This is a genomic window from Moryella indoligenes, assembly GCF_030812885.1.
Classification (GTDB): domain Bacteria; phylum Bacillota; class Clostridia; order Lachnospirales; family Lachnospiraceae; genus Moryella; species Moryella indoligenes.
Genome location: NZ_JAUSTO010000013.1, coordinates 19,222 through 40,299, shown reverse-complemented (window position 1 = coordinate 40,299; position 21,078 = coordinate 19,222). Strand labels below are relative to the sequence as shown.

Below are 21,078 nucleotides of genomic sequence, written 5' to 3'. Positions count from 1 at the left end.
CCGGGAGGGAGAGAACGATGGACAAGGACTTTTTTGCAGGGAAAGGTTTTTATCGGCGCGCTGTGTGTCTCCTGCTGCTTTTTCTGTTCTGTCTCACCGGCTGCGGGGAGAGTGCTGAGACACAGCCGCGGAAGATACGCATCGGTGTGACGCTCTACGATCAGTACGATACCTTTATTTCTGAGCTCATGATGCATTTTAATGAACAGGCAGCGCTGCAGCAGGAGAATATCACACTGGAGATACTCAATGCCGCGAAGAGCCAGCAGACGCAGAACCGTCAGGTACAGAAGCTCATTGAGGACGGCTGCGATGTGATCTGCGTCAATCTTGTGGACCGCACCGCACCGACCAAAATCATTGATATGGCGAAGAAAAACAGCGTTCCGGTGATTTTTTTCAACCGTGAGCTCGTGGAGGAGGATCTGCTGCGCTGGGACAGGCTGTACTATGTCGGGGCGGATGCCTTTGAGTCGGGGATCCTCGAGGGACAGATCGCAGCGGAGCGCTGCAACACAGACCCCTCCGTGGACAGAAATGGAGACGGAAGCATACAGTATATCGTGCTGGAGGGCGAGGTCGGCCATCAGGACGCGATTGTGCGGACGGAGTACTGCGTGAACACACTTCTGGATCAGGGGGTGCCGTTGGAGAAGCTGGGATATGTGCTTGCGAACTGGAACCGGATGCAGGCGCAGACGCAGGTGTCGCAGATGGTCAGCGAGTATGGAGAAGCCATAGAGATGATACTTTCCAATAATGACGACATGGCGCTGGGAGCGATCGATGCCTACAAGAATGCGGAGATCCCGGAGGAGCGCCGTCCCATCATTGTGGGGATAGACGGCACGGAGCCGGGGCTCCGCGCCGTGAAGCAGGGGGAGATGATCGGAACGGTCTACAATGACGGAAGGGGACAGGCGGAGGCCATGTTTGCGCTCTGCCTCTCCGTCGCCGGAGGAACAGAGCTTCAGGACTACGAGCTAATCGACGGCAAGTACATTCGCCTGCCCTATCAGAAGATCACTCCGGAGAATGTGGATTGCTTCCGGAGGGAGGAATAACTGCCAAATATAAATTCAGCCGTAAAAATACCGACCTCCAATCGTTAGATTTTTAGGTCTAACTTTTGGGGGCGGCACATTACAGCAGGTGTTTTTGTTTTGTTAAAAAATCAGGAGGAATGTGATTTCAGTGCTGCGTCCGGGAGCGTACAGCCCCCTCGCCTGACGAATAGAAATCTCATCAGCACAGCGGCTTCCGGTCAGGAAAATACGCTTCATGTACGCGCAGCATGATATCCCGGAGCGGAAGGAGTGCCTCTGCGGCACTGAATTGCTGTGGAATTTCCTCACAGACCAGCAGAATCTCACTGCGGATGCGCTCCGCCATGTTCTCCTCGCTCACGGAGATCATTCCGAACAGGACGGAGCGATAGCTGGAATCCCGCGCGCAGCTGCCGATGAAGCAGCGCGCGAGGTCCTCCCACTCTGCGTACAGCAGCGGCAGGCAGCACTCCGCACTGTAAAAGGGCTCGGGCCAGAATTCGGGTGCGCAGAGCGCGCGCATGTGCTCGCGGAACTCAGCTTTTTCCCGTTTTCTGTTCAGGAGGGAGGAGCCGCGGTGATACCCCGCCTTCAGGAGAATAAAGGCGCGGAGAAAGGCGTCCGGGCGGGGCGCTCTCCTTCTGTGCGGCGCGCCGTCGAGGATGCGCTGAGCCTCCCTTGAGGAGCCAAAGCGGCGGCGGAGGAGCATCAGGCGTATCTTATTGTCTTCGGAGTCCGGCTGCTCCTTCAGAATATGGAGGAGACAGGCCTCACGGAGATCGATGTCCGTGAGCTCGTAGTAGTGTGCAGGCCAGTCGGCGAGCTTTTCGGCGGGAAGAGAGCTGCTCATGCCCCGGCCCCCGCTGCCGCCGCAAAGCGGGAGAACTGCGCCCGTCCCTCCGGACTGTCCTTGAAGACACCGCTGTGCTCCAGTACTCTTGCGAAGACGAGCCCCGTCTCCTCCTCCAGCAGGTGCTCCAGCGCGGCGCGGGATTTTTCGCTGTCCTGCACTGCTTCGGGACTGAATTCCGGGTGCCTTTTAAGAATGTCGGCGACCCATGCGGCGTGCGGGGCGAGCTCCGGTTCCGAGGCGGGATTCTTGCCCGCGAGTATCACAGCTTTCAGCGCCTCCAGCTCCTTTAAGAGACGTGCGGGGAGCACCGCGAGGCCCATTACCTCAATAAGACCTATATTTTCTTTCTTGATGTGGTGCAGCTCCTGATGCGGGTGGAAGATGCCGAGCGGGTATGCTTCCGTGGTTCTGTTGTTCCGCAGCACGAGATCCAGCTCATAGAGCGCCTCCCTTCTCCTTGCGATCGGGGTGATGGTGTTGTGCGGCGCACCCTGGAAAGCAACGGCCTCCGCCGCGCTGTCGCCGTGGGAGAGGATGTCGGCGCTCTCATCTGTGTAGGAGCGCCAGCAGCGGAGTATGTGTCCGGCGAGCGCAGTGATGCGCTGTGGGTCGCTGCCGGTCAGGCGTATCACGGACATGGGCCAGTTTACGATGCCTGCGCGGATATCCGGAAAGTCTGTGAAGTGCAGCTCCTCCCGCAGAGCGGCGCGCGCCATGGCAAAGCTGTAGCGTCCGCCCTGATAGTGCTCGTGCGTCAGAATGGAGCCGCCGACGATCGGGAGATCGGCGTTTGAGCCGACAGTGTAGTGCGGGAAGAGTGTGACGAATTCCAGCAGTCGGGAGAAGCTCTGTTCGTCGATTTTCATCGGCGTGTGCGCGCCGGAGAGGACGATGCAGTGCTCATTGTAGTAGACGTAGGGAGAGTACTGGAGGAACCACGCTTCCCCGCCGAGGGTCAGGGGAATCAGGCGAATGTTCTGCCTTGCGGGGTGGTTCAGCCTCCCGGCGTAGCCCTCATTTTCCCGGCAGAGCAGGCACTTCGGATAGTCGGACTGTGCCTTTTTAAGTGCCGCCGCGATGGCGCGGGGATCCTTCTCCGGCTTGGAGAGGTTGATGGTGATATCCAGCTCGCCGTAGCGGGTGGAGACGATCCATTTTCTGTCCTTTCGGATGCGGTAGCGGCGGATGTAGTCGCTGTTCTCGGCGAGGGCGTAGAAGTAATCTGTCGCCGCCTCGGGACTCTTAGCGTAGCGCGCGCGGAATTCCCGTATTACCTCTGAGGGACGCGGCATCAGAAGTCCCATGAGCTTGGTGTCGAGGAGATCGCGGCTTGTCACGCCGTCCTCGATCATGCCGCGGTTCACCGCATCATCCAGCAGCGCGCGGAGTATCTCCTCGAGCGCAGGAGCATCAGCCGCGTTCTCAGTATTTTGATCGCAGAGCGGCAGCGGGGGCTCCGCGGGAGGGAGCTGCAGTGCGTCGAGAAGCAGGTTATAGCTGTATACGGCATCCTCCGGGGCGAGCAGTTCGCTGCGGATTCCGTACTGCACCAGAGCGGCTGACGCCTTATATGGGTTGGAGCTGAGTTCGGTCATCGTGAATGTAGTTGCCATGAAAACCTCCTGTGTGCAAAATCAAGTCACTGCTATCATGGCGCGGATGGCAGAAAAATGCAATAAGAAAGCGGAGGGCAGAACAAAAAGCGCCGGCTGAGAGTACAGCCGACGCTTTTCGTCGTAAAAGTATTCCTGTAATTGGAGGCACAGGACATATGCAGTAATTACTCGCCGAAATATCTCTTCAGAAGGCCAGCGAAGGCTCTGCCGTGACGTGCCTCGTCACGCGCCATCTCATGAACCGTGTCGTGGATTGCGTCGAGGTTGGCCTTCTTGGCCATGGTGGCGAGATCAACCTTGCCCTGCGTAGCGCCGTTCTCCGCAGCGACGCGCATTTCAAGATTCTTCTTGGTGGAATCGGTCAGCACCTCTCCGAGCAGCTCAGCAAATCTGGAAGCGTGATCGGCCTCCTCGAAGGCAGCGGTCTTCCAGTACTCGCCGATCTCCGGATATCCCTCGCGGAAGGCGACTCTGGACATGGCGAGGTACATGCCGACCTCGGAGCACTCGCCCTCGAAGTTTGCTCTGAGACCGTTCTTGATCTCCTCATCGACATCCTTTGCCACGCCGACGATATGCTCGGCAGCCCAGGTCATCTCGCCCTCATCCTTAATCTCCTCGAAAGCGCTGGACGGCTGCTTACACTGCGGACACTGCTCCGGTGCATTCTCGCCTTCCCAGATATAGCCGCAAACCTTACATCTCCACTTCTTCATAATCGTTCTCCTTCATAATATGATTGTTTTATAAAATCAGTTGCTGTCTGTGTTTTGACGCCCTGCCTTTCGGCAGTCATTGCAGTACCCGTAAAAGATGAGAGAGTGACAATCCACCTCTCCGAGTCCGGCCTGCTCCGCCATGCGGTTCAGATCCAGCTCAGGTTCCATGGGAAGATCCATCACGCGTCCGCAGCTCCGGCACACGAAGTGGCAGTGATCGCTGGTATCATGGTCGTAGCGCTCCGTGCCATCATCACAGTGTACCTTCCGTATACTGCCCATCTCAGAGAGCAGAGAAAGGTTTCTGTAAATTGTGCCGAGACTGATGCAGGGAAATTCCCTGCGCAGAGACTGGTACAGCGCGTCCGCGGTCGGATGATCGCCTCGCGACATCAGATTCTTAAGAATTGCCTCACGCTGGCGGCTGTATTTGATCGTCTTTTCCATAGCACCTCATCGATAATAGGAACTGTTATCGTTATGATAGTCTTTGTCTACTAGGTTAGTCAAGAATAAGTTTATTTAGATTGAGGCTAACACCCCGTGCCGCTCATTGCCACTTCTTATTTATTTCATTTCCAATCTTTACAAAGTGTGCTATAATCGGGACAATAACGGCATATAGCCGGTTCGTTGGGGAGGTTGTCATGGCTGAAGAGAGCATGAAGGATTTTGAACAGGAAATTAATGATTCATTCAAGACCGCGAAGAAGGTTGAGAATGAGGATGGCGGAAAGTGGGAGCGCTTTCAGAGCCTGATCGAGACGAAGGAGCAGTTCGACGTCAAGATCATCGAGGTCGTGAAGGGCGGCTGCATCGCTTATCTTGAGGATACGCGCGCATTTATCCCGGCAAGCCAGCTCTCTGTTAATTATGTGGAGAAGCTCGAGGAGTTCCAGAACAAGCATATCAAGGTTGTGGTGATCACGGCAGATCCGGAGAAGAAGCGTCTGGTGCTCTCTCATCGTGAGATTGAGCAGGCGGAGCGCGAGCAGGAGAAGGCTGCACGCCTCGCACAGATCAAGGTCGGAGAGATTGTGGACGGCAAGGTCGAGAGTCTGAAGGACTACGGCGCATTTGTGGATCTCGGCGGCGTGACCGGACTGCTCCATGTATCCCAGATCTCCAGAAAGAGGATCAAGACTCCGGCGGATGTCCTGAAGGAGGGACAGGAGGTCAAGGTCAAGGTAATAAAGATCGGAGATGGAAAGATCTCCCTTTCCATCCGTGCGCTGGAGGAGCCGGAGGGCAGCTTCCAGAGAGACAATACGCTTGAGGAGACCGGAGGGTTCAAGTACGAGGAGAAGACTCGTGCGACGACCAATCTGGGAGACCTTCTGAAGGGTATCAAGCTGAACTGAGCATTCAGGAAGAGAAAACCGTCAGCGCCCGCTGCCGGTTTTCTGCTTTGTACCGGTTTTAGCTTGTTGCGTATGCGTGGAATCTTTCAGAAGATAGACGGAATTTATGCGAAGCAGCAGCCCACCCGTCATGCAGGTGGGGGGCTTTGAATTTGCGCGCTGTGTTTAGATCTGCACGGCTATAGCTCCCGGAGAGGTTTATGCCGGGGGTAAGCGAAAGAGATGCTCTGCTGTATTCCGTCAGCTGAGAAAGGAAGATAAAATGACAGAAAAAAAGCTTTCAAAGGGAAAGAAACTTGAGAAGGAGCTCTGCTGGGAGTATCCGAACATAGCGAAGGAAGCACCGGAGCAGATTGCGAAGGCGCAGGAATTTGCCGAGGGCTACAAGCACTTCATCTCCAGCTGCAAGACGGAGCGGGAGTGTGTGAACTATGCGGAGGCAGCGCTGGTCAATGCGGGCTATGAGCGCTTCGATCCGAAGAAGCAGTACGTCTCCGGCGACAAGGTTTACGATGTGAACCGCGGAAAGTCCATCCTTGCGACAGTGTTCGGAAGGAGAGATATCCGTGAGGGCGTGCGCATTAACGGCGCGCATATCGACTCCCCGCGCCTTGATCTGAAGCCGAATCCGCTCTATGAGAAGAATGAACTCGCCTTCTTCAAGACACACTACTACGGCGGCATACGGAAGTACCAGTGGGGCACCATGCCGCTTGCCATGCACGGCGTCGTGATCAAAAAGGACTTTTCCGTCGTCAACTTTAATATAGGAGAGGAGCCGGGAGATCCGGTGTTCTGTATTTCCGATCTTCTGCCGCATCTCGCGGCAAAGCAGTCCCAGCGCACGCTGGCAGAGGGACTGAAGGGCGAGGAGCTGAATATTATCCTCGGCTCAATTCCCTATCCGGATGAGGATGTGCGTGAGCCCTTCCGCCTGGAGGTGCTGCGTATACTGAATGAGAAGTATGGCATCACGGAGCGCGATTTTGCGCGGGCGGAGATCGAGATGGTTCCGGCCGACAAGGCGCGGGACATCGGCTTTGACCGCTCCATGGTAGGCGGTTACGGACAGGACGACAGAGTCTGTGCCTATCCGGCGCTGATCGCACAGCTCGAGACGGAAGATCCGGAGTACACCACAGTCACGATACTCACGGACAAGGAGGAGATAGGCTCGGTCGGAAATACCGGACTTCACTCCAACTACGTGCGCGACTACATCGCCTATCTCTGCGACAATCAGGGCGCGGATCCGAAGGAGGTCTTTGCGAACTCCGCCTGCCTCTCCGCGGACGTGAACGCGGCCTACGACCCGACCTTCCCGGATGTCTTTGAGGCGAAGAACGCGAGCTTCCTGAATCATGGCGTGGTACTCACAAAGTACACCGGAGCGCGCGGGAAGTCCGGAAGCTCCGACGCGAGCGCAGAGTTCATGGCGAAGGTGATCGACATCATGGACAGAGAGAAGGTATACTGGCAGATCGGTGAGCTGGGCGCGGTTGATGCCGGCGGCGGCGGGACCATTGCGCAGTTTGTGGCGATGCTGAACATAGATGTCGTGGATCTCGGCGTCCCGGTGCTTTCCATGCATGCGCCCTTTGAGATCACAAGCAAGCTGGATATCTACAATACCTATCTGGCATTTAAGGCCTTTTATAAATAAAGACCGCCGGTGTCCGCCGAGCGGGCCGGCTACATTAACCACAAAAGGAGATTGGATAAATATATGAGATTTACATGGAAGAGACTGCTGCTGATTGCCGGAGTGAGCGCTGCGGCCTGTGCATTTGCTGCCTGCGGAAAGTCCGCAGACAAGGAGAGCAGCGCGGCGACCGCAGCGGATGCTACGGCAGAGACCGGCGCTGAGGCCCAGAAGGCCCCGGAGAGCTATGGAAGCGTGAAGCTTGGACAGTACAAGGGGATCGATATTGAGGTCTCCGAGGTTAAGGTGACGGATGAGGAGCTGGAGAGCTATATCTCCGGGATACTGTCCGCGAATCCGGAGGAGACCGAGGTGGAGCGCCCGGCGGCAGAGGGCGATGTGGTGAATATTGACTACAGCGGCACAAAGGACGGGGTGGCCTTTGACGGCGGCACGGCGACCGGTTACGATCTGAAGCTCGGCAGCGGCAGCTTTATCGATGGCTTTGAGGACGGGCTGATCGGCGCGGTGAAGGGCGAGACCAGAAGCCTGAATCTGACCTTCCCGTCGGAGTACCATCAGGCCGATCTCGCAGGGCAGGCCGTGGTCTTTGAGGTCAAGGTCAATGCCGTGAAGGAGTCGAAGGAAGCGACGCTCGACGATGCCTGGGTGGAGAAGTACACGGAGGGCGCACAGAAGACGGTGGACGAGTATAAGGCGGCGGTGCGCGCCCAGCTCACAGAGCAGAGGGAGAAGAGAGAGCGGAGCGCGGAGCTTGGCTCCGCAATTCAGAAGGTTATGGATGCCTCCAGCTTTGAGATTGCTCCGGAGGCGCTGCAGTACGAGATGGAGCAGCAGAGGGCCGGTATGGAGGCCCAGCTTGCCCAGTACGGCATGGATTTGAATTCTTATCTCGACAGGCTCTCCATGTCACAGGAGGACTACGATAAGCAGGTTGAACAGGCAGGCGAGAGCGCCGCAAAGCTGAGGCTGCTCATTGACGGGATCTTCGATGCGGAGGGCTTCACACTCGGTGACTCGGACTATAAGGAGCTCGAGAAGCAGTATGGCTACTCAAAGAGCATGCTTGTCTCCATGGCGGGACAGGACGCGGTGGATCTTGAGACCCGCTACCTGAAGGTGGCAAATCTCATTCTTGAAAAAGCAAATAAGATTCCGGCTGCGGAAACAGAGGCAGAGAGCGCGGCTGATGCTGGCAGTACCGCAGAGACGAACGCTCCGTAACGGCCTGCAGGAATCGGAAAGTGAATGGAATGGAGAGAAAGCTCTTCTTTTTTGATGTCGACGGTACGCTGATCGACGATGAGACAAAGATATGTCCGCAGAGTGCAGTGGAGGCGATACACTCTCTGCAGGCTGCGGGCCATCTGGTATTTATCAACTCCGGCAGAACACTGTGTTTTCTGGAGTATGAGATGGAGAATTTTGGAATTTCCTGTGCAGCCTGCGGCTGCGGCACACAGATCATCGTGAACGGAAATACGCTGATGGAGAAGCGCATCAGCCACCGGAGAGGGCTGGAGATTCGGAAGCTCATCCAGGAGCTGAAGCTCGATGCCGTGCTGGAGGCACAGGAGGCGATCTATTTTTCGGATCGTCCCTTCAAGAATCCGGAGATCATGGAGGGCCTTCTGGACTACATCAGCTGCTACGCGGAGACGGAGGTCAATGCCCTCGAGGACCATTCCTACGATTTTGATAAGTTCTGTATTCAGACCAGCCCGCTTTTTCCGGAGCGGGAGCTGGTCCAAAAGCTGGTGACGGAAGTGCCGGACTTTGACTGTATTGACCGCGGTCGCGGCTTCTATGAATTTGTGCCTCTCGGCTGCAGCAAGGGCAGTGCGATCAATTTTGTCCGGAAGCATTACGGCGTTCGTCCGGAGGACTGCTATGTCTTTGGTGACAGCGCAAATGATCTGACGATGTTTACCTCTGAGGCGGGACACCGCATCGCTATGGCTGTGCATGACACGGTGCTGGAGCCCTACGCGACTATGATTGCGGGGAAGGTTCTGGACGATGGTATTGCACAGGCGCTTCACGCGCTGAACGTGCTGTGAGGCGGGACAGAGCTTGCATATGGCCGGCAGAGTGCTGCCGGCCGGAGGAATAGCCATGCTTCTACATGATATCTATCTGGATGTACGTGCGACGCAGGAGAGAGATCCGGCGGCGCGGAGCTTTTTCGAGGTTCTGCTTCTGTATCAGGGCGTGCATGCGCTGATTGCGTACCGCATTGCGCACTGGTTCTGGCTGCGGCGCTGCTACTTTATCAGCAGACTCATCTCTCAGCTGTCACGCTTTATGACCCTGATCGAGATACACCCGGGCGCCCGTCTCGGACATGGAATACTGATTGACCACGGCACCGGTGTGGTGATCGGTGAGACAACGGAGGTCGGAGACAACTGCACGATCTATCAGGGGGTCACGCTCGGCGGCGTAGGAACAAAGAAGGGAAAACGCCATCCTACCATAGGCAACAATGTGACAATAGGGGCAGGAGCAAAAATACTGGGCTCCTTTGAGGTCGGAGACAACTGCAAGATTGCTGCCAATGCTGTGCTGCTGAAGCCACTTCAGGCGGATTCCACCGCAGTCGGGATACCTGCGCGGCCGGTGCGTGTCGGCGGGCGTTCCGTGAGCCGGCCACACGCCTACAGTGCGGATCTCGGACAGCTGCAGGACAGAATTGAGCAGCTGAAGCGGCGTGTGGATGAGCTGGAGCAGGAGCTTGCCGCGCAGAGGAGCCCGGATATACGGCGGGGCGCATGAACGAAAAGATGTATGATACTCTGAGAGAGGCGAAGGAGGGGACAGCTTATGTGTACCTCCTTCTTTGCGCAGATGGAAGCTATTACTGCGGTTATACGACGGATCCGATGCGGCGACTTGAGACACACAATGCCGGGAAGGGTGCAAAGTACACGCGGAGCCGGAGGCCCTGCACACTTGTATATGCGGAGCGTTGCGACTCAAAGAGTGCCGCGCTGCAGCGGGAGTGCGCTCTGAAGCGTCTGCGACATGAGGAAAAGGCGGCGCTTGCCGCCTGCTGGAGTGCAGAGCAGAGAGAGGGATTTTTATGACGGAGCTGGAGATATTGTTTGAGGATCGCGACATTCTGGTCGCTGTGAAGCCGGAGGGAGTGGAGAGTGAGGCGGCCAGAGGGCTTGCACCGGATATGGTGAACCGGATCAGAAATCACCTCTCCGTCAGCGGAAAGGAACCCTATGTCGCTGTGATTCAGCGTTTGGATAAGCCGGTTACAGGTATCATGGTCTTTGCAAAGAACAAGGAGAGCGCTGCGGCTCTCTCCCGGGAGCTGCGCGAGGGAGGCATGAAGAAGAAATACCGGGCAATACTCTGCGGTCAGCCGAAGGAGAAGCAGGGGAGCTTTTCCGACTGGCTTGTGCATGAGACGAAGGGAAATGTGACGCGCTGCGGGCGTAAGGGAGAGCCGGGCGCGAAGGAGGCGAGGCTAAATTACAGGCTGCTCAGAAAGAAGTTTACCGCGGGGGAGCAGATCTCCGAGGTGGAGATCGAGCTGCTCACCGGAAGGCATCATCAGATCCGGGTGCAGTTTGCTTCCCGTGGACTGCCGCTGATGGGGGACAGAAAATATAATCCCGCATATCGGGAGACAGCGCCGCGGGGACTCTGTGGAAGCACAGAGCTGGGTGCGCGGCTCTGTCTCTGCGCCTGTTCGCTGGAATTTACGCATCCGCGGAGCCGGAAGCGTCTTCACTTTGCCATTGAGCCGCCCTGTCAGCTGTGACGGAGCGCGTGCAGCCGGCAGAAAAACGACTGAGAGGCAGGAGGCGCGGGGCAGTCTTCTGCCTAAGGAAGCCTTCGCCCTCCGCGGTCCGGGATGCCGAGCAGCTGACGGTACTTGTTTACTGTGCGTCTCGCAATGACAATGCCGCTGCGCGCAAGGACCGCGCGTATTTTTTCATCACTGAGCGGATGTGTCTTGTCTTCTGCGTCGATGATCTCCTGTATCTGCTGCTGTACCTGCTCGGGGGTCTTTTCAATGCCGGAGTGCTGATCAATAGCGGCGACCGAGCTCAGAAAGTAATTCAGGGGGAAAACACCCCAGCTGCACTGTAAAAACTTATTGCTGAGAGCCCTGCTGATGGTAGATTCGTGCAGGGAGAGCGCCTCCGAGAGCTCCGAGAGCTTCAGGGGGCGTTTGTGACCCGGTCCCAGACGGAAGAAGCTGTTCTGCCGCTCGACCAGGACACGAGAGAGAGCGGAGAGCGTGGAGCTGCGGCCTGCGAGGTCGCTTTGCACAGCCTTCGCCTGCCGGAGCTTTTCTTTCAGATAGCGGCCGGTCTCCTTGTCCGGCGGGTTTTCCGCCATGGAGAGGTAGCTTTTGTTCAGGGTGAAGCGCGGATACTGGTACTCATTCACCAGTATTTCAAAGTGATCCTCGAGCTTTATGACGACGACATCCGGATGTATATAGGGGAGCTGTATCCGGTCGCTGAAGGCACCGCCGGGCTTCGGGTTCAGGGATTGTATTTCAGCGACTGCGCGCGCGATTGCTTCAGGGCTCTCCTGAAGCTTCCGGGCGAGCAGGCTCAGGTGGTGCTTTGCAATATCGGGGAGATGCTCACGCACCAGAAGCTCTGCGAGCGGTGCGTGCTCGGGCCTGCGGGAGAGCTGCAGCAGCAGACAGTCCTTCAGGTCCCTTGCGCCGACACCTGCCGGATCCAGGTTTCGAATGTCCTGGAACAGCTGCTTCACAGTCGGGAGCGGGAGTGCAAAGCGCGCCGCGACCTCTTCTGCAGACTCATTGAGGTAGCCGCGCGCGTCGATCGACGCGAGGAGAAAATCGAGTGCGCGCCGCTCCCCGGTGCTGTAGCGGTTCAGAAGAAGCTGCGCGCGCAGATAGTCGGCGAGCGTCTCCTCCTGCTGTGTGTAGTCCGGAATACTGTCTTCGCTGCTGTCGGCGTGATCTGCCTCGTAGTATATGCGGTTCTGCCTGTCGGCTTGAGAGAGCCAGTCGAGCTGTCGCTGAAGCTTTGCCTGTCGGGCGAGCTCGCTGGAGAGCGCGGCGCGCCCGGCCCCGGAGTCCTGAAGCTCAAGCAGGGGATTTTCGAGGGCGAGCTGCTCGATATAGCTCTCCAGCTGGAGTGTGTTCATCTCCAGCAAATGGAGTGTCTGGAGCATTTTCTGTGTGATCTGCTGTTTCTGTGAGAGCTGTAATTCCAGCTGCATGAAGGGCCTCCTGAAATGATGTGTGCCGCCCTGCTGTATCGCGGACAGCGCGATGGCGCCAGAAGCATATCTGTATGTGTCGGAAGATGATTGTGCTTTGTCGTGACCTTAACAGTATCATAGATAGAAAAAACATAATGTGCAAGCGGACAGATCTGCACGGTAGTGCGGGACTGCCGTGCGGAAGAGGAGGATACGGGATGAAAAAACAGGAGAGGGAGAGCCTGCGATTGCTCGTTCTGGAGCTCAGAGAGGAGCGGAAGCGGCTCGCGCAGGCGCTTCGCGAGGGATGCTCCTGCGACAGTGCGGGGCTGCTTAAAAAGAGAGCCGCGCTGGATGCGCTTCGTGAGGGCGCGGATCAGAGCTTCCTTTCTATGTCGGAGAAGGAGCGCTACAGTGCGAAGGGGGAGGCCATGGAGGAGGAGCTTGCCGTCATGGAGGATGCGACAGACCTGCTGGATGCGGCGCTGCAGCTCCTCAGAGAGACAGACAGCCCGGAGGAAGCGGCAGAGCTGCTCGCGGATGCAGCCGACTATCTCGCTGATCTTTTGTGAGTGAGAGCACAGCCTGCGGGAAATAACGCGCAGTGTCAAAACATTAAAAAACACATGAAGAATCAGGAGGTTCTGTAAAAAAGTATCCCTGGTACCATAGTATTTTTCGTGAATTTCTCCTAAAGTGATAAAGAAAGGACGCATTGACAGCGAGGCTGTGAAGAAGACAGAAGAAGTCTGGTTTGGAATGCGGAAGTAATGCAGAGCACTGGTGAAGAAAGGAGAAGGGAATGAAAAAGAGAGTATGGAAAGGAGCAGCCCTCCTGATCGCATTGTCTATGCTCGCGGCCTGTGGAAAGGGAGAAGCAGAGAAGCCGACGGAGTCCGCAGAGTCGAAGGGGGAGGAGAGCGCAGCGCAGGAGCCCGGGGAGCGCTTTGCAGATCGCAAAAAGCTGGAATTTGAGCATTTCACCCTGTATTATCCGGAAAAGTGGAAGCTCGATGAGGATTCCACGGAGGAGGATGAGAGCTATGCGAAGGCCTCGCTCTATCTCGGAGAAACGCCGGACGACTCTGATACAAATGTTCTCATCACAGCCTCGGAGCAGAGTTCCTATTCCTTCCGGAAGGATGTATGCCGTTATGGCATAGATTTAAGAGAATACGCGGAAGGCAAGGCAGAGAAGCGCAGCTTTGGAGATCTGGAGCTGACAATATGCCCGGGCTGGAGCGAAGACAGCAGCACGCTGTTCTGCCGGGACGAGGCGTCCGCGACGACCGTCGATGTAGAAGTGGAGGGCGATGTCGGCGGAGAAGAGGTCAGGGAAGTACTTGAGGGTCTGGTTCTGACACTAAAGGACGAGGGAGAGAAGGATGCTCCCTACCCATGGGAGGGCGAGCCCTACACACCGGAAATTAAGCCGCAGATGGTCGGCAGCTACACCATAGATGCAGAGTATATTCCGTTTGAGGAGCCGTATACCAGCTTTGATATTATGGAGTACCGTTTTGATACGGTGGGGGATCAGCTCTGCCTGCTGCATGAGAAGCAGCTAAGCTACTTTACGCTTCAGGGTGATAAGCTCGTAAAGGGGAAAGAGCTGGAGCTCGAGAGGGACTGTGATGATATCTCGTCGGATCACAGCGGCATGCTGTATCTCTCTCCGGGGATCGGTGATGTGATGGGTGTGAAGGACGGCGTGATGACCTTCCAGTCAACAGTCGATGGTTATCTGCACATGCATCCGTCAGGTGAGTGGGGGATCAGCTACTGGGTTGGCTCTGATACGCAGAAGATCCGTAATCAGGGCGGAAACCTCGTCTCCGAGCCGTGGATACTGACCAATATGTCGGATGCGGCGGCGCGACAGGGCATTTTTTCCATGGTAGATTCCGTTGCGATCTCGGACAGTCGTATCATGGTCAGCGGAAATGCAGAGCTGGAGGGCGGCGAGGAGGATAAGCGTCTCGTCGTGTACGATTATGACGGAAACACGCAGCTTGAGTTCGGCGGAAGAGAGGGAAACGATCCGGATATGATCGGCTATATCACAGCTATGGTCGAGACGGAGAACGGCTATATTGCAACGGACGGCAATATGCGGGATATTTTCTTCTGGAGCAAGGACGGAACCTATGTGGGCACCGTTGACGTGAAGGAGTTTTTGGGTACAAGATACCCCTGGATTGAGGATATGCGGATGGCAGAGGACGGGTCAGTCCTGCTGCTGATGACGCAGGAGCGGGATGATGAATCTGCCTCTGAGCTGATGGTGTTCCGCATGAGCGGTTTCTGAGTGCAGTACAACAGCTCTCACGGGTAAAAGAGGTGACGGAGTGCGTCGGGCGATCATCGCCCGGCGCACTTTCTCGATTCCGGAAGTGTGTGCAAAGTTGTGTGGTACGGCGGGAAGCGCGCGCACTTTCATTGCATTTTGGTTCCGGCTTTGTTAAAATAAGCTGATTCAAAGGCATCCTGCGGGGCGGCAGCATCACCCCCGTTATTGCTCTGAATAGTTGGCCTGTCCGCACTGGTCGGACAGGCTTATGGAGGTTAAGAGAGCTGTGAGATATGAGAAGAACAGAAAGATAATGGGCATGGATGAACTTCAGTTTCGGAAGTTCCTGCGCTTTCTCGCTCTGCCGGGCGCTGCACTTGTGCTGATCGTGCTGATCCTCATTGCAGATCTGCCGAAGCGCAGAGCCGCCGCAAGGGAGAGCTCTGCTGTGGCGGAGAGCCTGGAACAGGCAGAGAGCAGCGAAACAGAGGAGAGTGCGGAGGAGACAGAGCCCTATGATTACGCGAATGCGGCGCCGGAGCGCTGTGCGGAGGAGGAAGTCAACGCACTGGTCAGCGATTTTCTTCGTGCACGGGTCAGCGGAGATGCGGATGAGATGCTCCGCGTCTTCGGCATCACGGATCAGACCGGGCTTGAGGCGCTGCGTCAGAGTATGTCAGAGGAGAGGAAGTTGTATGAGTCCTTTGAAAATACGGTCAATTACATTATTCCGGGAATCGGGGAGCAGAGCTGGATCGTCTATATCAGTACGCAGGCGTGGTTTCGGAAGATCGAGACGCCCGCACCCATGCTGATGCGCGCCTACATTGTGAGGGGCGAGGATGGGAGCTGTCACATGAAGGAGGAGAGCACACTGACGGAGGAGGAGGCAGCGGCGGTGGCAGCTGCGGATGCCTCTGAGGCGGTGCGCCGCATGAGCAGCGCGCAGCGCAGCGAGCTCGCAAAGGCGGTGGTGAGCGATGCGAAGCTCGGCTCTCTCTATGAGCGGCTTCGCGTCGGCGCGACGGAGGCGGAGACAGTCGCAGAGGAGAGCAGTGAGGCGGCAGGGATCGAGGATGCTGTCGTGGAGATAGGCGGCGCTTCCTCTGCCGCAGAGGAGAGCGGCGGAACAGAGCAGGTATCAGAGAATACAGAGGAGAGCGCAGCGGGGACGGAGACGGACGCAGCAGAGGAATCCGCTGCAGAGAGTCAGGAGAACAGCGCAGAGTCAGAGAGCGCAGAGAGGACAGCACAGTAAATGGACGTATCGGAATTTAATTATGAACTGCCGGAGGAGCTGATTGCACAGGATCCGCTGGAGGACCGCTCGGCGTCCCGGCTGCTGGTACTGCACAGGGAGAGTGGAGAGCGGGAGCACAGGCATTTCCGCGATATTCTGGAATATCTCAGAAAAGGAGACTGCCTGGTCATCAATGACACAAAGGTGATCCCCGCGCGTCTCATCGGCGCAAAGGAGGGGACGGGCGCGAAGATTGAGGTGCTGCTTCTCACGCGGAAGGAGGACAATATCTGGGAGACGCTCGTGAAGCCGGGAAAGAAGTGCCGCATCGGGACAGTAATCAGCTTTGGAGACGGGCTTCTGCGGGGAAAAGTAGTCGGGCAGACCGAGGACGGAAACCGCTTCATACAGTTCTTTTACGAGGGGATATTCGAGGAGATTCTGGATCAGCTCGGGCAGATGCCTCTGCCGCCCTATATCCGGCATCAGCTGAAGGATAAAAACCGCTACCAGACCGTGTACGCGGAGCATGAGGGAAGTGCGGCGGCGCCGACGGCGGGACTGCACTTCACAAAGGAGCTGCTGGAGGAGATACGCAGTGCGGGAGTGGATATTGTCCATGTCACCCTGCATGTGGGGCTTGGGACCTTTCGTCCGGTGAAGGAGAAGGATATCCTGAAGCATCATATGCACTCTGAATACTATATCGTCACGCAGGAGGCGGCGGATCGCATCAATCTAGCGAAGGCGGCGGGCGGACGCATCATCTGCGTCGGGACGACCAGCTGCCGGACGCTTGAATCCGCGGCAGATGAGCACGGAATTCTGCACGCGAAGAGCGACTGGACGAATATTTTCATCTACCCCGGGTACCGGTTCAAAATCCTGGACTGTCTCATCACAAATTTTCACCTGCCGGAGTCCACGCTGGTGATGCTGGTCAGTGCGCTGGCCGGGCGGGAGCAGATACTTGCGGCCTACGAGGAGGCGGTGCGGGAGCGCTACAGATTCTTTTCGTTCGGTGACGCGATGTTTATATGCTAGCACCAATCTTTTACATTTGTAATGTGAAGGTTCCGGAGAGTATCATTGCTTTCTATGCGGATCATTGTTTATGAAAACAGGGCGAAGATTTCGCCTGCAAAGGCAGGCGCGAGGGTGCTCACAGCTCCGGACGCAGTCCGGAAGAAAATCAGAGGATTATTATGTTTGAATGGTCGAACGGTGCGATGCGCATCAATAAATTCCTGAGTGCGAGCGGCTACTGCTCGCGGCGGGAGGCGGATCGTCTCATCGAGGCGGGCAGGGTCACCGTGGACGGAGCTCCGGCGGAGCTCGGAACCGTGGTTGAGCCGGGAATGCGCGTCAGGGCGAACGGACAGGAGCTCGGCGGTGTGGAGGGATTATCGGGCAGAAAGCCGGTGCTGATTGCGGTCAATAAGCCGGTCGGCGTGGTCTGCACAACCAGCGACAACGACCGCGCACCGAATATTGTCGACATGGTGGAGTACCCGGAGCGCATCTATCCGATCGGCCGTCTGGACAAGGATTCCGAGGGGCTCATTCTCCTCACAAATATGGGAGAGCTGGTGGATGAGATACTTCGCGGATCAAACGGACATGAGAAGGAGTATCTTGTGCGCGTGGACAAGGCACTCACGGAGGGCTTTGTCGAGCATATGCGCAGGGGCGTGCATCTGAATGAGCTGCAGCTCACGACCCGTCCCTGCAGGCTGGTGATCCGCGACAAGACGAGCTTCTATATTACGCTGACGCAGGGACTGAACCGTCAGATCCGCCGCATGTGCGAGGCGCTGGGCTATCATGTGGTCAGCTTAAAGCGTCTGCGCGTGATGAATATACGGCTCGGCGGGCTGAAGTCCGGGAGCTGGAGAAATGTGACGCCGGAGGAGCTGAAGACGCTCTCCGGGATGCTGAAAAAGGACAGCTCTGCAAGGCGTCCGGCGCCGCAGGCTTCTTCCGGCAGCGGCAGTGCTTCGGGTTCCGGAACAGGCAGCGCGAGGAGAGGCAGCGCGGCGAAGAGGAAGGGTCTCTCCGCTGTGGATCGCCGCCGGGACGAGAACTATAAGGAGAGACAGCGCGCTTACTTCAAGCGTCGCAGACAGGACGATGAGGGCAGCAGAGGCAGTGGCGGAAAGAGCGGCAGAAGGAGAGGCTGATGAAGCAGGATGGCGGAAAGCTCGCCCGCATGCATGAGCTGGTGACACAGCTCTCTCAGGCGGCGCGGGCCTATTATCAGGAGAGCCGCGAGCTCATGACAAACCTTCAGTATGATCAGCTCTACGATGAGCTGCTGTCACTGGAGGCGGAGACGGGGACGGTGCTCTCCGGGTCCCCGACGCAGCAGGTGGGCTATGAGATACTCTCCGCGCTCCCGAAGGAGGAGCACGAGAGTCCTATGCTCTCCCTCGACAAGACAAAGGATGAGGGAGCGCTGCTTGGCTGGCTCGGCGCGCAGCGGGCGCTGCTCTCGTGGAAGCTGGACGGACTCACGGTTGTGCTGAGTTACCGGGACGGAGCGCTTCAGAAGGCAGTGACCCGCGGTAATGGTTTGCAGGGAGAGGTAATCACCGCAAATGCGCGGATGTTCCGGAATGTTCCGCTGCGCATTCCCTTTCAGGGCGAGCTCGTCCTGCGGGGGGAGGCGCTGATCCGCTACTCGGACTTTCAGAAAATCAATGAGAGCATCCCGGAGGCAGAGGCGCAGTATAAGAATCCGAGGAATCTCTGCTCCGGCTCAGTGCGTCAGCTGGATCCCGGCGTTACGCGGGAGCGCGCGGTATACTTCAACGCCTTTGCGCTGGTAAAGGCGGAAGGGGTCGATTTCCGGAATTCCCGCGAGGCGCAGTTTCGCTTTCTTGCCGCCATGGGCTTTGATGTGGTGGAGTATGTTCCGGTGACAGCGGAGAACCTTTTGCAGGAGCTGCATCATTTTGAGGCGCGGATCGCGGAAAATGATTTCCCCTCGGATGGACTGGTGCTGCTTCTGGAGGATATCGCCTATGGAGAGTCGCTCGGCGCGACGGCAAAATTTCCGCGGAACGCCATTGCCTTCAAGTGGGGGGATGAGACGCGGGAGACCGTGCTTCGAGAGATCGAGTGGAGTCCCTCGCGGACCGGACTCATCAACCCCGTCGCAATCTTCTCTCCGGTGGAGCTCGAGGGCACGACTGTGAGCCGCGCGAGCGTCCACAATGTGAGCATACTGAAGGCGCTGAAGCTTGGTGTCGGCGACCGTATCACGGTGTACAAGGCCAATATGATCATTCCGCAGATTGCAGAGAATTTGACAGAGAGCGGCACGTCGGAGATCCCGGCGCACTGTCCGGTCTGCGGAGCTGAGACAGAGCTGCACCGGGAAAATGAGATCGAGACACTGCTCTGTCCCAATCCCGACTGTGTGATCAAGAAGATCAAGCGCCTTGCACTCATGACGAGCCGGGATGCGCTGAATATTGAGGGACTCTCAGAGGCGACGCTGGAGAAGCTCATCGCCGCAGGCTTCATTCATGAGTATGCGGATCTCTTCCGGCTGGAGCGGTATCGCGCGGAGATCGCGGCGCTGGAGGGCTTTGGAGAGAGGTCGGCAGAGAAACTTATCGCCGCGGCGGAGCGGGCAAGGCGGACGACGATGACGCGCTTCGTGTATGCGCTCGGGATACCAGGGATAGGTTTGCAGAATGCAAAGATGCTGAACCGGCACTTCAGGGGCTCGGTGGAGCGCTTCCGGGCTGCGGCGGAAGAGGAGCTCTGTGAGATCGAGGGGATAGGTGAGGTGCTCGCGCACGCCATACGGGTATTTCTCGATGACGCGGAGCATGCGAGGCTGATGGACGCGCTGCTTCAGAGTCTCTCACTCGCGGAGGCGGAAGAGGACGCGGGCAGCGTCGCAGCGGAGCGCTTTGCCGGAAAGACCTTTGTGATCACCGGCAGCATTACCCATTTTAAAAACAGAGAGGCACTGAAGGAATATATTGAGGCCCGCGGCGGAAGGGCGGCGGGGAGTGTCAGCGCGAAGACGAGCTATCTCATCAACAATGATAAGGAGTCCGCTTCCTCCAAGAACAGGAGGGCCCGGGAGCTCGGAATTCCGGTGCTCTCGGAGGAGGATTTTCTGAAACTGGCAGAAGGGAGTGAAAGCAATGCCGATTCGGATTCAGAATGATCTGCCCGCAAAGGCGATACTGGAGCAGGAGAATATTTTTGTCATGGACGAAAACCGCGCGATGTCGCAGGATATTCGTCCGCTGCAGATTCTGATTCTCAATCTCATGCCCCTGAAGGAGGACACGGAGCTGCAGCTGCTGCGTGCGCTCTCCAATACGCCGCTGCAGGTGGACTGCAGCTTTCTCATGACGAAGTCTCATGAGGCGACGCACACGAGCAAGAGCCATATCAGCAAGTTCTATACCTATTTCGAGGAGATACGCAGACAGAGCTTTGACGGCATGATCATCACCGGGGCTCCCGTGGAGAATATGCCCTATGAGGAGGTGACGTACTGGCCGGAGCTCTGCCGCATCATGGAGTGGAGCCGGACGCATGTGACCTCGACCCTGCATCTCTGCTGGGGGGCACAGGCGGGGCTTTACTTCCACTACGGAATTCCGAAGTATCAGCGCGAGACAAAGCTCAGCGGCGTCTACTGCCACGAGCTCCTGCGCCACAGCGTGCCGCTGGTGCGCAGCATGGATGACTATATGTACTGTCCGCATTCCCGCTGGACGGAGGTGCGGAAGGCGGATATTCTGAAGCATCCGGAGCTGAATATTCTTGCGGAGAGCGCGGAGGCGGGGGTGCTGCTGCTCATGAATCAGGACGGCAGCCAGATCTTCATGCAGGGACACCCGGAGTACGACAGAATGACGCTGGATACCGAGTACCACCGCGATCTTTCGCGCGGGCTGCATCCGGCGCTCCCGGTAAATTACTATGACAATGATGACCCCGCGTCGCGTCCGCGGCTCAAGTGGAGAAATATGGCGAATACGCTGTACACGAACTGGCTGAACTACTATGTCTACCAGGTGACTCCGTACATACTGGAGGAGAAAGGACTGTAAGGGC

The 21,078-nt window shown here is 57.2% G+C and carries 20 protein-coding genes; 15 read left to right on the top strand and 5 right to left on the bottom strand.

What is annotated here, in order from left to right:
- The first annotated feature begins 17 nt into the window (after positions 1 to 17).
- Positions 18 to 1,064: a galactose ABC transporter substrate-binding protein gene (locus J2S20_RS09450; RefSeq protein WP_307255189.1), complete on the top strand. Its 1,047-nt coding sequence runs from the start codon at positions 18 to 20 to the stop codon at positions 1,062 to 1,064.
- A 181-nt stretch (positions 1,065 to 1,245) separates the two neighbouring features.
- Here J2S20_RS09450 and J2S20_RS09445 read toward each other — a convergent pair whose 3' ends face one another.
- The 4 genes from J2S20_RS09445 to J2S20_RS09430 form a co-directional block, all read right to left on the bottom strand.
- Positions 1,246 to 1,896 (bottom strand): DUF6553 family protein, encoded by a 651-nt coding sequence (locus J2S20_RS09445; protein WP_307255188.1) that lies wholly within the window; start codon positions 1,894 to 1,896, stop codon positions 1,246 to 1,248.
- Positions 1,893 to 3,512, bottom strand: coding sequence for a UDP-glucose--hexose-1-phosphate uridylyltransferase (locus J2S20_RS09440; RefSeq protein WP_307255187.1), 1,620 nt, complete (start codon positions 3,510 to 3,512; stop codon positions 1,893 to 1,895). The genes J2S20_RS09445 and J2S20_RS09440 overlap by 4 nt, the downstream gene beginning before the upstream one ends.
- A 167-nt stretch (positions 3,513 to 3,679) precedes the next feature.
- Positions 3,680 to 4,231, bottom strand: coding sequence for an NADH peroxidase (locus J2S20_RS09435; RefSeq protein WP_106611377.1), 552 nt, complete (start codon positions 4,229 to 4,231; stop codon positions 3,680 to 3,682).
- 36 nt (positions 4,232 to 4,267) lie between these two features.
- Positions 4,268 to 4,681 (bottom strand): Fur family transcriptional regulator, encoded by a 414-nt coding sequence (locus tag J2S20_RS09430; protein ID WP_307255186.1) that lies wholly within the window; start codon positions 4,679 to 4,681, stop codon positions 4,268 to 4,270.
- A 200-nt stretch (positions 4,682 to 4,881) separates the two neighbouring features.
- Here J2S20_RS09430 and J2S20_RS09425 point away from each other — a divergent pair, with 200 nt between their 5' ends.
- The 7 genes from J2S20_RS09425 (at position 4,882) to J2S20_RS09395 (ending at position 11,033) form a co-directional block, all read left to right on the top strand.
- Entirely contained in the window at positions 4,882 to 5,595 is a 714-nt protein-coding gene (locus J2S20_RS09425; RefSeq protein WP_307255185.1) for a S1 RNA-binding domain-containing protein, read from the top strand.
- Between the two features lie 262 nt (positions 5,596 to 5,857).
- The gene (locus J2S20_RS09420) at positions 5,858 to 7,258 is read left to right on the top strand and encodes an aminopeptidase (RefSeq protein ID WP_307255184.1); all 1,401 of its coding nucleotides are present in this window, start codon (positions 5,858 to 5,860) and stop codon (positions 7,256 to 7,258) included.
- Between the two features lie 63 nt (positions 7,259 to 7,321).
- Complete coding sequence (gene tig / locus J2S20_RS09415) at positions 7,322 to 8,482, top strand: trigger factor (protein WP_106611381.1); 1,161 nt, start codon at positions 7,322 to 7,324, stop codon at positions 8,480 to 8,482.
- Positions 8,483 to 8,511: 29 nt separating this feature from the next.
- Complete coding sequence (locus J2S20_RS09410) at positions 8,512 to 9,318, top strand: HAD-IIB family hydrolase (RefSeq protein ID WP_106611382.1); 807 nt, start codon at positions 8,512 to 8,514, stop codon at positions 9,316 to 9,318.
- A gap of 55 nt (positions 9,319 to 9,373) precedes the next feature.
- Positions 9,374 to 10,033, top strand: a complete 660-nt coding sequence (gene cysE, locus J2S20_RS09405) for a serine O-acetyltransferase (protein WP_106611727.1) — start codon at positions 9,374 to 9,376, stop codon at positions 10,031 to 10,033.
- The gene (locus J2S20_RS09400; protein WP_172463663.1) at positions 10,030 to 10,344 is read left to right on the top strand and encodes a GIY-YIG nuclease family protein; all 315 of its coding nucleotides are present in this window, start codon (positions 10,030 to 10,032) and stop codon (positions 10,342 to 10,344) included. The genes cysE and J2S20_RS09400 overlap by 4 nt, the downstream gene beginning before the upstream one ends.
- Positions 10,341 to 11,033: an RluA family pseudouridine synthase gene (locus tag J2S20_RS09395; RefSeq protein ID WP_106611383.1), complete on the top strand. Its 693-nt coding sequence runs from the start codon at positions 10,341 to 10,343 to the stop codon at positions 11,031 to 11,033. Before J2S20_RS09400 ends, J2S20_RS09395 begins: the two co-directional genes overlap by 4 nt.
- Positions 11,034 to 11,095: 62 nt before the next feature.
- Here the strand turns inward: J2S20_RS09395 and rpoN are convergent, their stop codons facing one another.
- Entirely contained in the window at positions 11,096 to 12,478 is a 1,383-nt protein-coding gene (rpoN, locus tag J2S20_RS09390; RefSeq protein WP_106611384.1) for an RNA polymerase factor sigma-54, read from the bottom strand.
- Positions 12,479 to 12,678: 200 nt separating this feature from the next.
- On the opposite strand from rpoN, the gene J2S20_RS09385 reads away from it, so the two are divergent.
- The 7 genes from J2S20_RS09385 to metA all read left to right on the top strand — a co-directional run bounded on the left by J2S20_RS09385 (position 12,679) and on the right by metA (position 21,074).
- Positions 12,679 to 13,032 carry a hypothetical protein gene (locus tag J2S20_RS09385; RefSeq protein WP_106611385.1) on the top strand — a complete coding sequence of 118 codons (354 nt, stop codon included), beginning with the start codon at positions 12,679 to 12,681 and terminating at the stop codon, positions 13,030 to 13,032.
- 230 nt (positions 13,033 to 13,262) lie between these two features.
- Positions 13,263 to 14,768 carry an NHL repeat-containing protein gene (locus J2S20_RS09380; RefSeq protein WP_106611386.1) on the top strand — a complete coding sequence of 502 codons (1,506 nt, stop codon included), beginning with the start codon at positions 13,263 to 13,265 and terminating at the stop codon, positions 14,766 to 14,768.
- A gap of 268 nt (positions 14,769 to 15,036) precedes the next feature.
- Positions 15,037 to 16,008 (top strand): hypothetical protein, encoded by a 972-nt coding sequence (locus tag J2S20_RS09375; protein WP_146137119.1) that lies wholly within the window; start codon positions 15,037 to 15,039, stop codon positions 16,006 to 16,008.
- Positions 16,009 to 17,034 (top strand): tRNA preQ1(34) S-adenosylmethionine ribosyltransferase-isomerase QueA, encoded by a 1,026-nt coding sequence (gene queA / locus J2S20_RS09370; RefSeq protein WP_307255183.1) that lies wholly within the window; start codon positions 16,009 to 16,011, stop codon positions 17,032 to 17,034.
- A 161-nt stretch (positions 17,035 to 17,195) separates the two neighbouring features.
- A complete protein-coding gene (locus tag J2S20_RS09365; RefSeq protein WP_307255182.1) occupies positions 17,196 to 18,170 on the top strand; it encodes a pseudouridine synthase in 975 nt (324 codons plus the stop codon).
- Positions 18,170 to 20,176: an NAD-dependent DNA ligase LigA gene (ligA, locus tag J2S20_RS09360; RefSeq protein WP_307255181.1), complete on the top strand. Its 2,007-nt coding sequence runs from the start codon at positions 18,170 to 18,172 to the stop codon at positions 20,174 to 20,176. The genes J2S20_RS09365 and ligA overlap by 1 nt, the downstream gene beginning before the upstream one ends.
- Positions 20,154 to 21,074, top strand: coding sequence for a homoserine O-acetyltransferase MetA (metA, locus tag J2S20_RS09355; protein ID WP_307255180.1), 921 nt, complete (start codon positions 20,154 to 20,156; stop codon positions 21,072 to 21,074). The genes ligA and metA overlap by 23 nt, the downstream gene beginning before the upstream one ends.
- Positions 21,075 to 21,078: the final 4 nt, after the last annotated feature.

Excerpts from the sequence above, each read along its gene's own strand:
- metA (WP_307255180.1), top strand. The coding sequence starts at position 20,154 with ATGCCGATTCGGATTCAGAATGATCTGCCCGCAAAGGCGATACTGGAG.
- J2S20_RS09445 (WP_307255188.1), bottom strand. The coding sequence starts at position 1,896 with ATGAGCAGCTCTCTTCCCGCCGAAAAGCTCGCCGACTGGCCTGCACAC.
- J2S20_RS09420 (WP_307255184.1), top strand. The coding sequence starts at position 5,858 with ATGACAGAAAAAAAGCTTTCAAAGGGAAAGAAACTTGAGAAGGAGCTC.
- J2S20_RS09385 (WP_106611385.1), top strand. The coding sequence starts at position 12,679 with ATGAAAAAACAGGAGAGGGAGAGCCTGCGATTGCTCGTTCTGGAGCTC.
- J2S20_RS09430 (WP_307255186.1), bottom strand. The coding sequence starts at position 4,681 with ATGGAAAAGACGATCAAATACAGCCGCCAGCGTGAGGCAATTCTTAAG.
- J2S20_RS09410 (WP_106611382.1), top strand. The coding sequence starts at position 8,512 with ATGGAGAGAAAGCTCTTCTTTTTTGATGTCGACGGTACGCTGATCGAC.
- J2S20_RS09365 (WP_307255182.1), top strand. The coding sequence starts at position 17,196 with ATGTTTGAATGGTCGAACGGTGCGATGCGCATCAATAAATTCCTGAGT.
- J2S20_RS09380 (WP_106611386.1), top strand. The coding sequence starts at position 13,263 with ATGAAAAAGAGAGTATGGAAAGGAGCAGCCCTCCTGATCGCATTGTCT.
- J2S20_RS09450 (WP_307255189.1), top strand. The coding sequence starts at position 18 with ATGGACAAGGACTTTTTTGCAGGGAAAGGTTTTTATCGGCGCGCTGTG.
- tig (WP_106611381.1), top strand. The coding sequence starts at position 7,322 with ATGAGATTTACATGGAAGAGACTGCTGCTGATTGCCGGAGTGAGCGCT.
- J2S20_RS09400 (WP_172463663.1), top strand. The coding sequence starts at position 10,030 with ATGAACGAAAAGATGTATGATACTCTGAGAGAGGCGAAGGAGGGGACA.
- J2S20_RS09425 (WP_307255185.1), top strand. The coding sequence starts at position 4,882 with ATGGCTGAAGAGAGCATGAAGGATTTTGAACAGGAAATTAATGATTCA.
- ligA (WP_307255181.1), top strand. The coding sequence starts at position 18,170 with ATGAAGCAGGATGGCGGAAAGCTCGCCCGCATGCATGAGCTGGTGACA.
- J2S20_RS09440 (WP_307255187.1), bottom strand. The coding sequence starts at position 3,512 with ATGGCAACTACATTCACGATGACCGAACTCAGCTCCAACCCATATAAG.
- rpoN (WP_106611384.1), bottom strand. The coding sequence starts at position 12,478 with ATGCAGCTGGAATTACAGCTCTCACAGAAACAGCAGATCACACAGAAA.
- J2S20_RS09435 (WP_106611377.1), bottom strand. The coding sequence starts at position 4,231 with ATGAAGAAGTGGAGATGTAAGGTTTGCGGCTATATCTGGGAAGGCGAG.
- queA (WP_307255183.1), top strand. The coding sequence starts at position 16,009 with ATGGACGTATCGGAATTTAATTATGAACTGCCGGAGGAGCTGATTGCA.
- J2S20_RS09395 (WP_106611383.1), top strand. The coding sequence starts at position 10,341 with ATGACGGAGCTGGAGATATTGTTTGAGGATCGCGACATTCTGGTCGCT.
- cysE (WP_106611727.1), top strand. The coding sequence starts at position 9,374 with ATGCTTCTACATGATATCTATCTGGATGTACGTGCGACGCAGGAGAGA.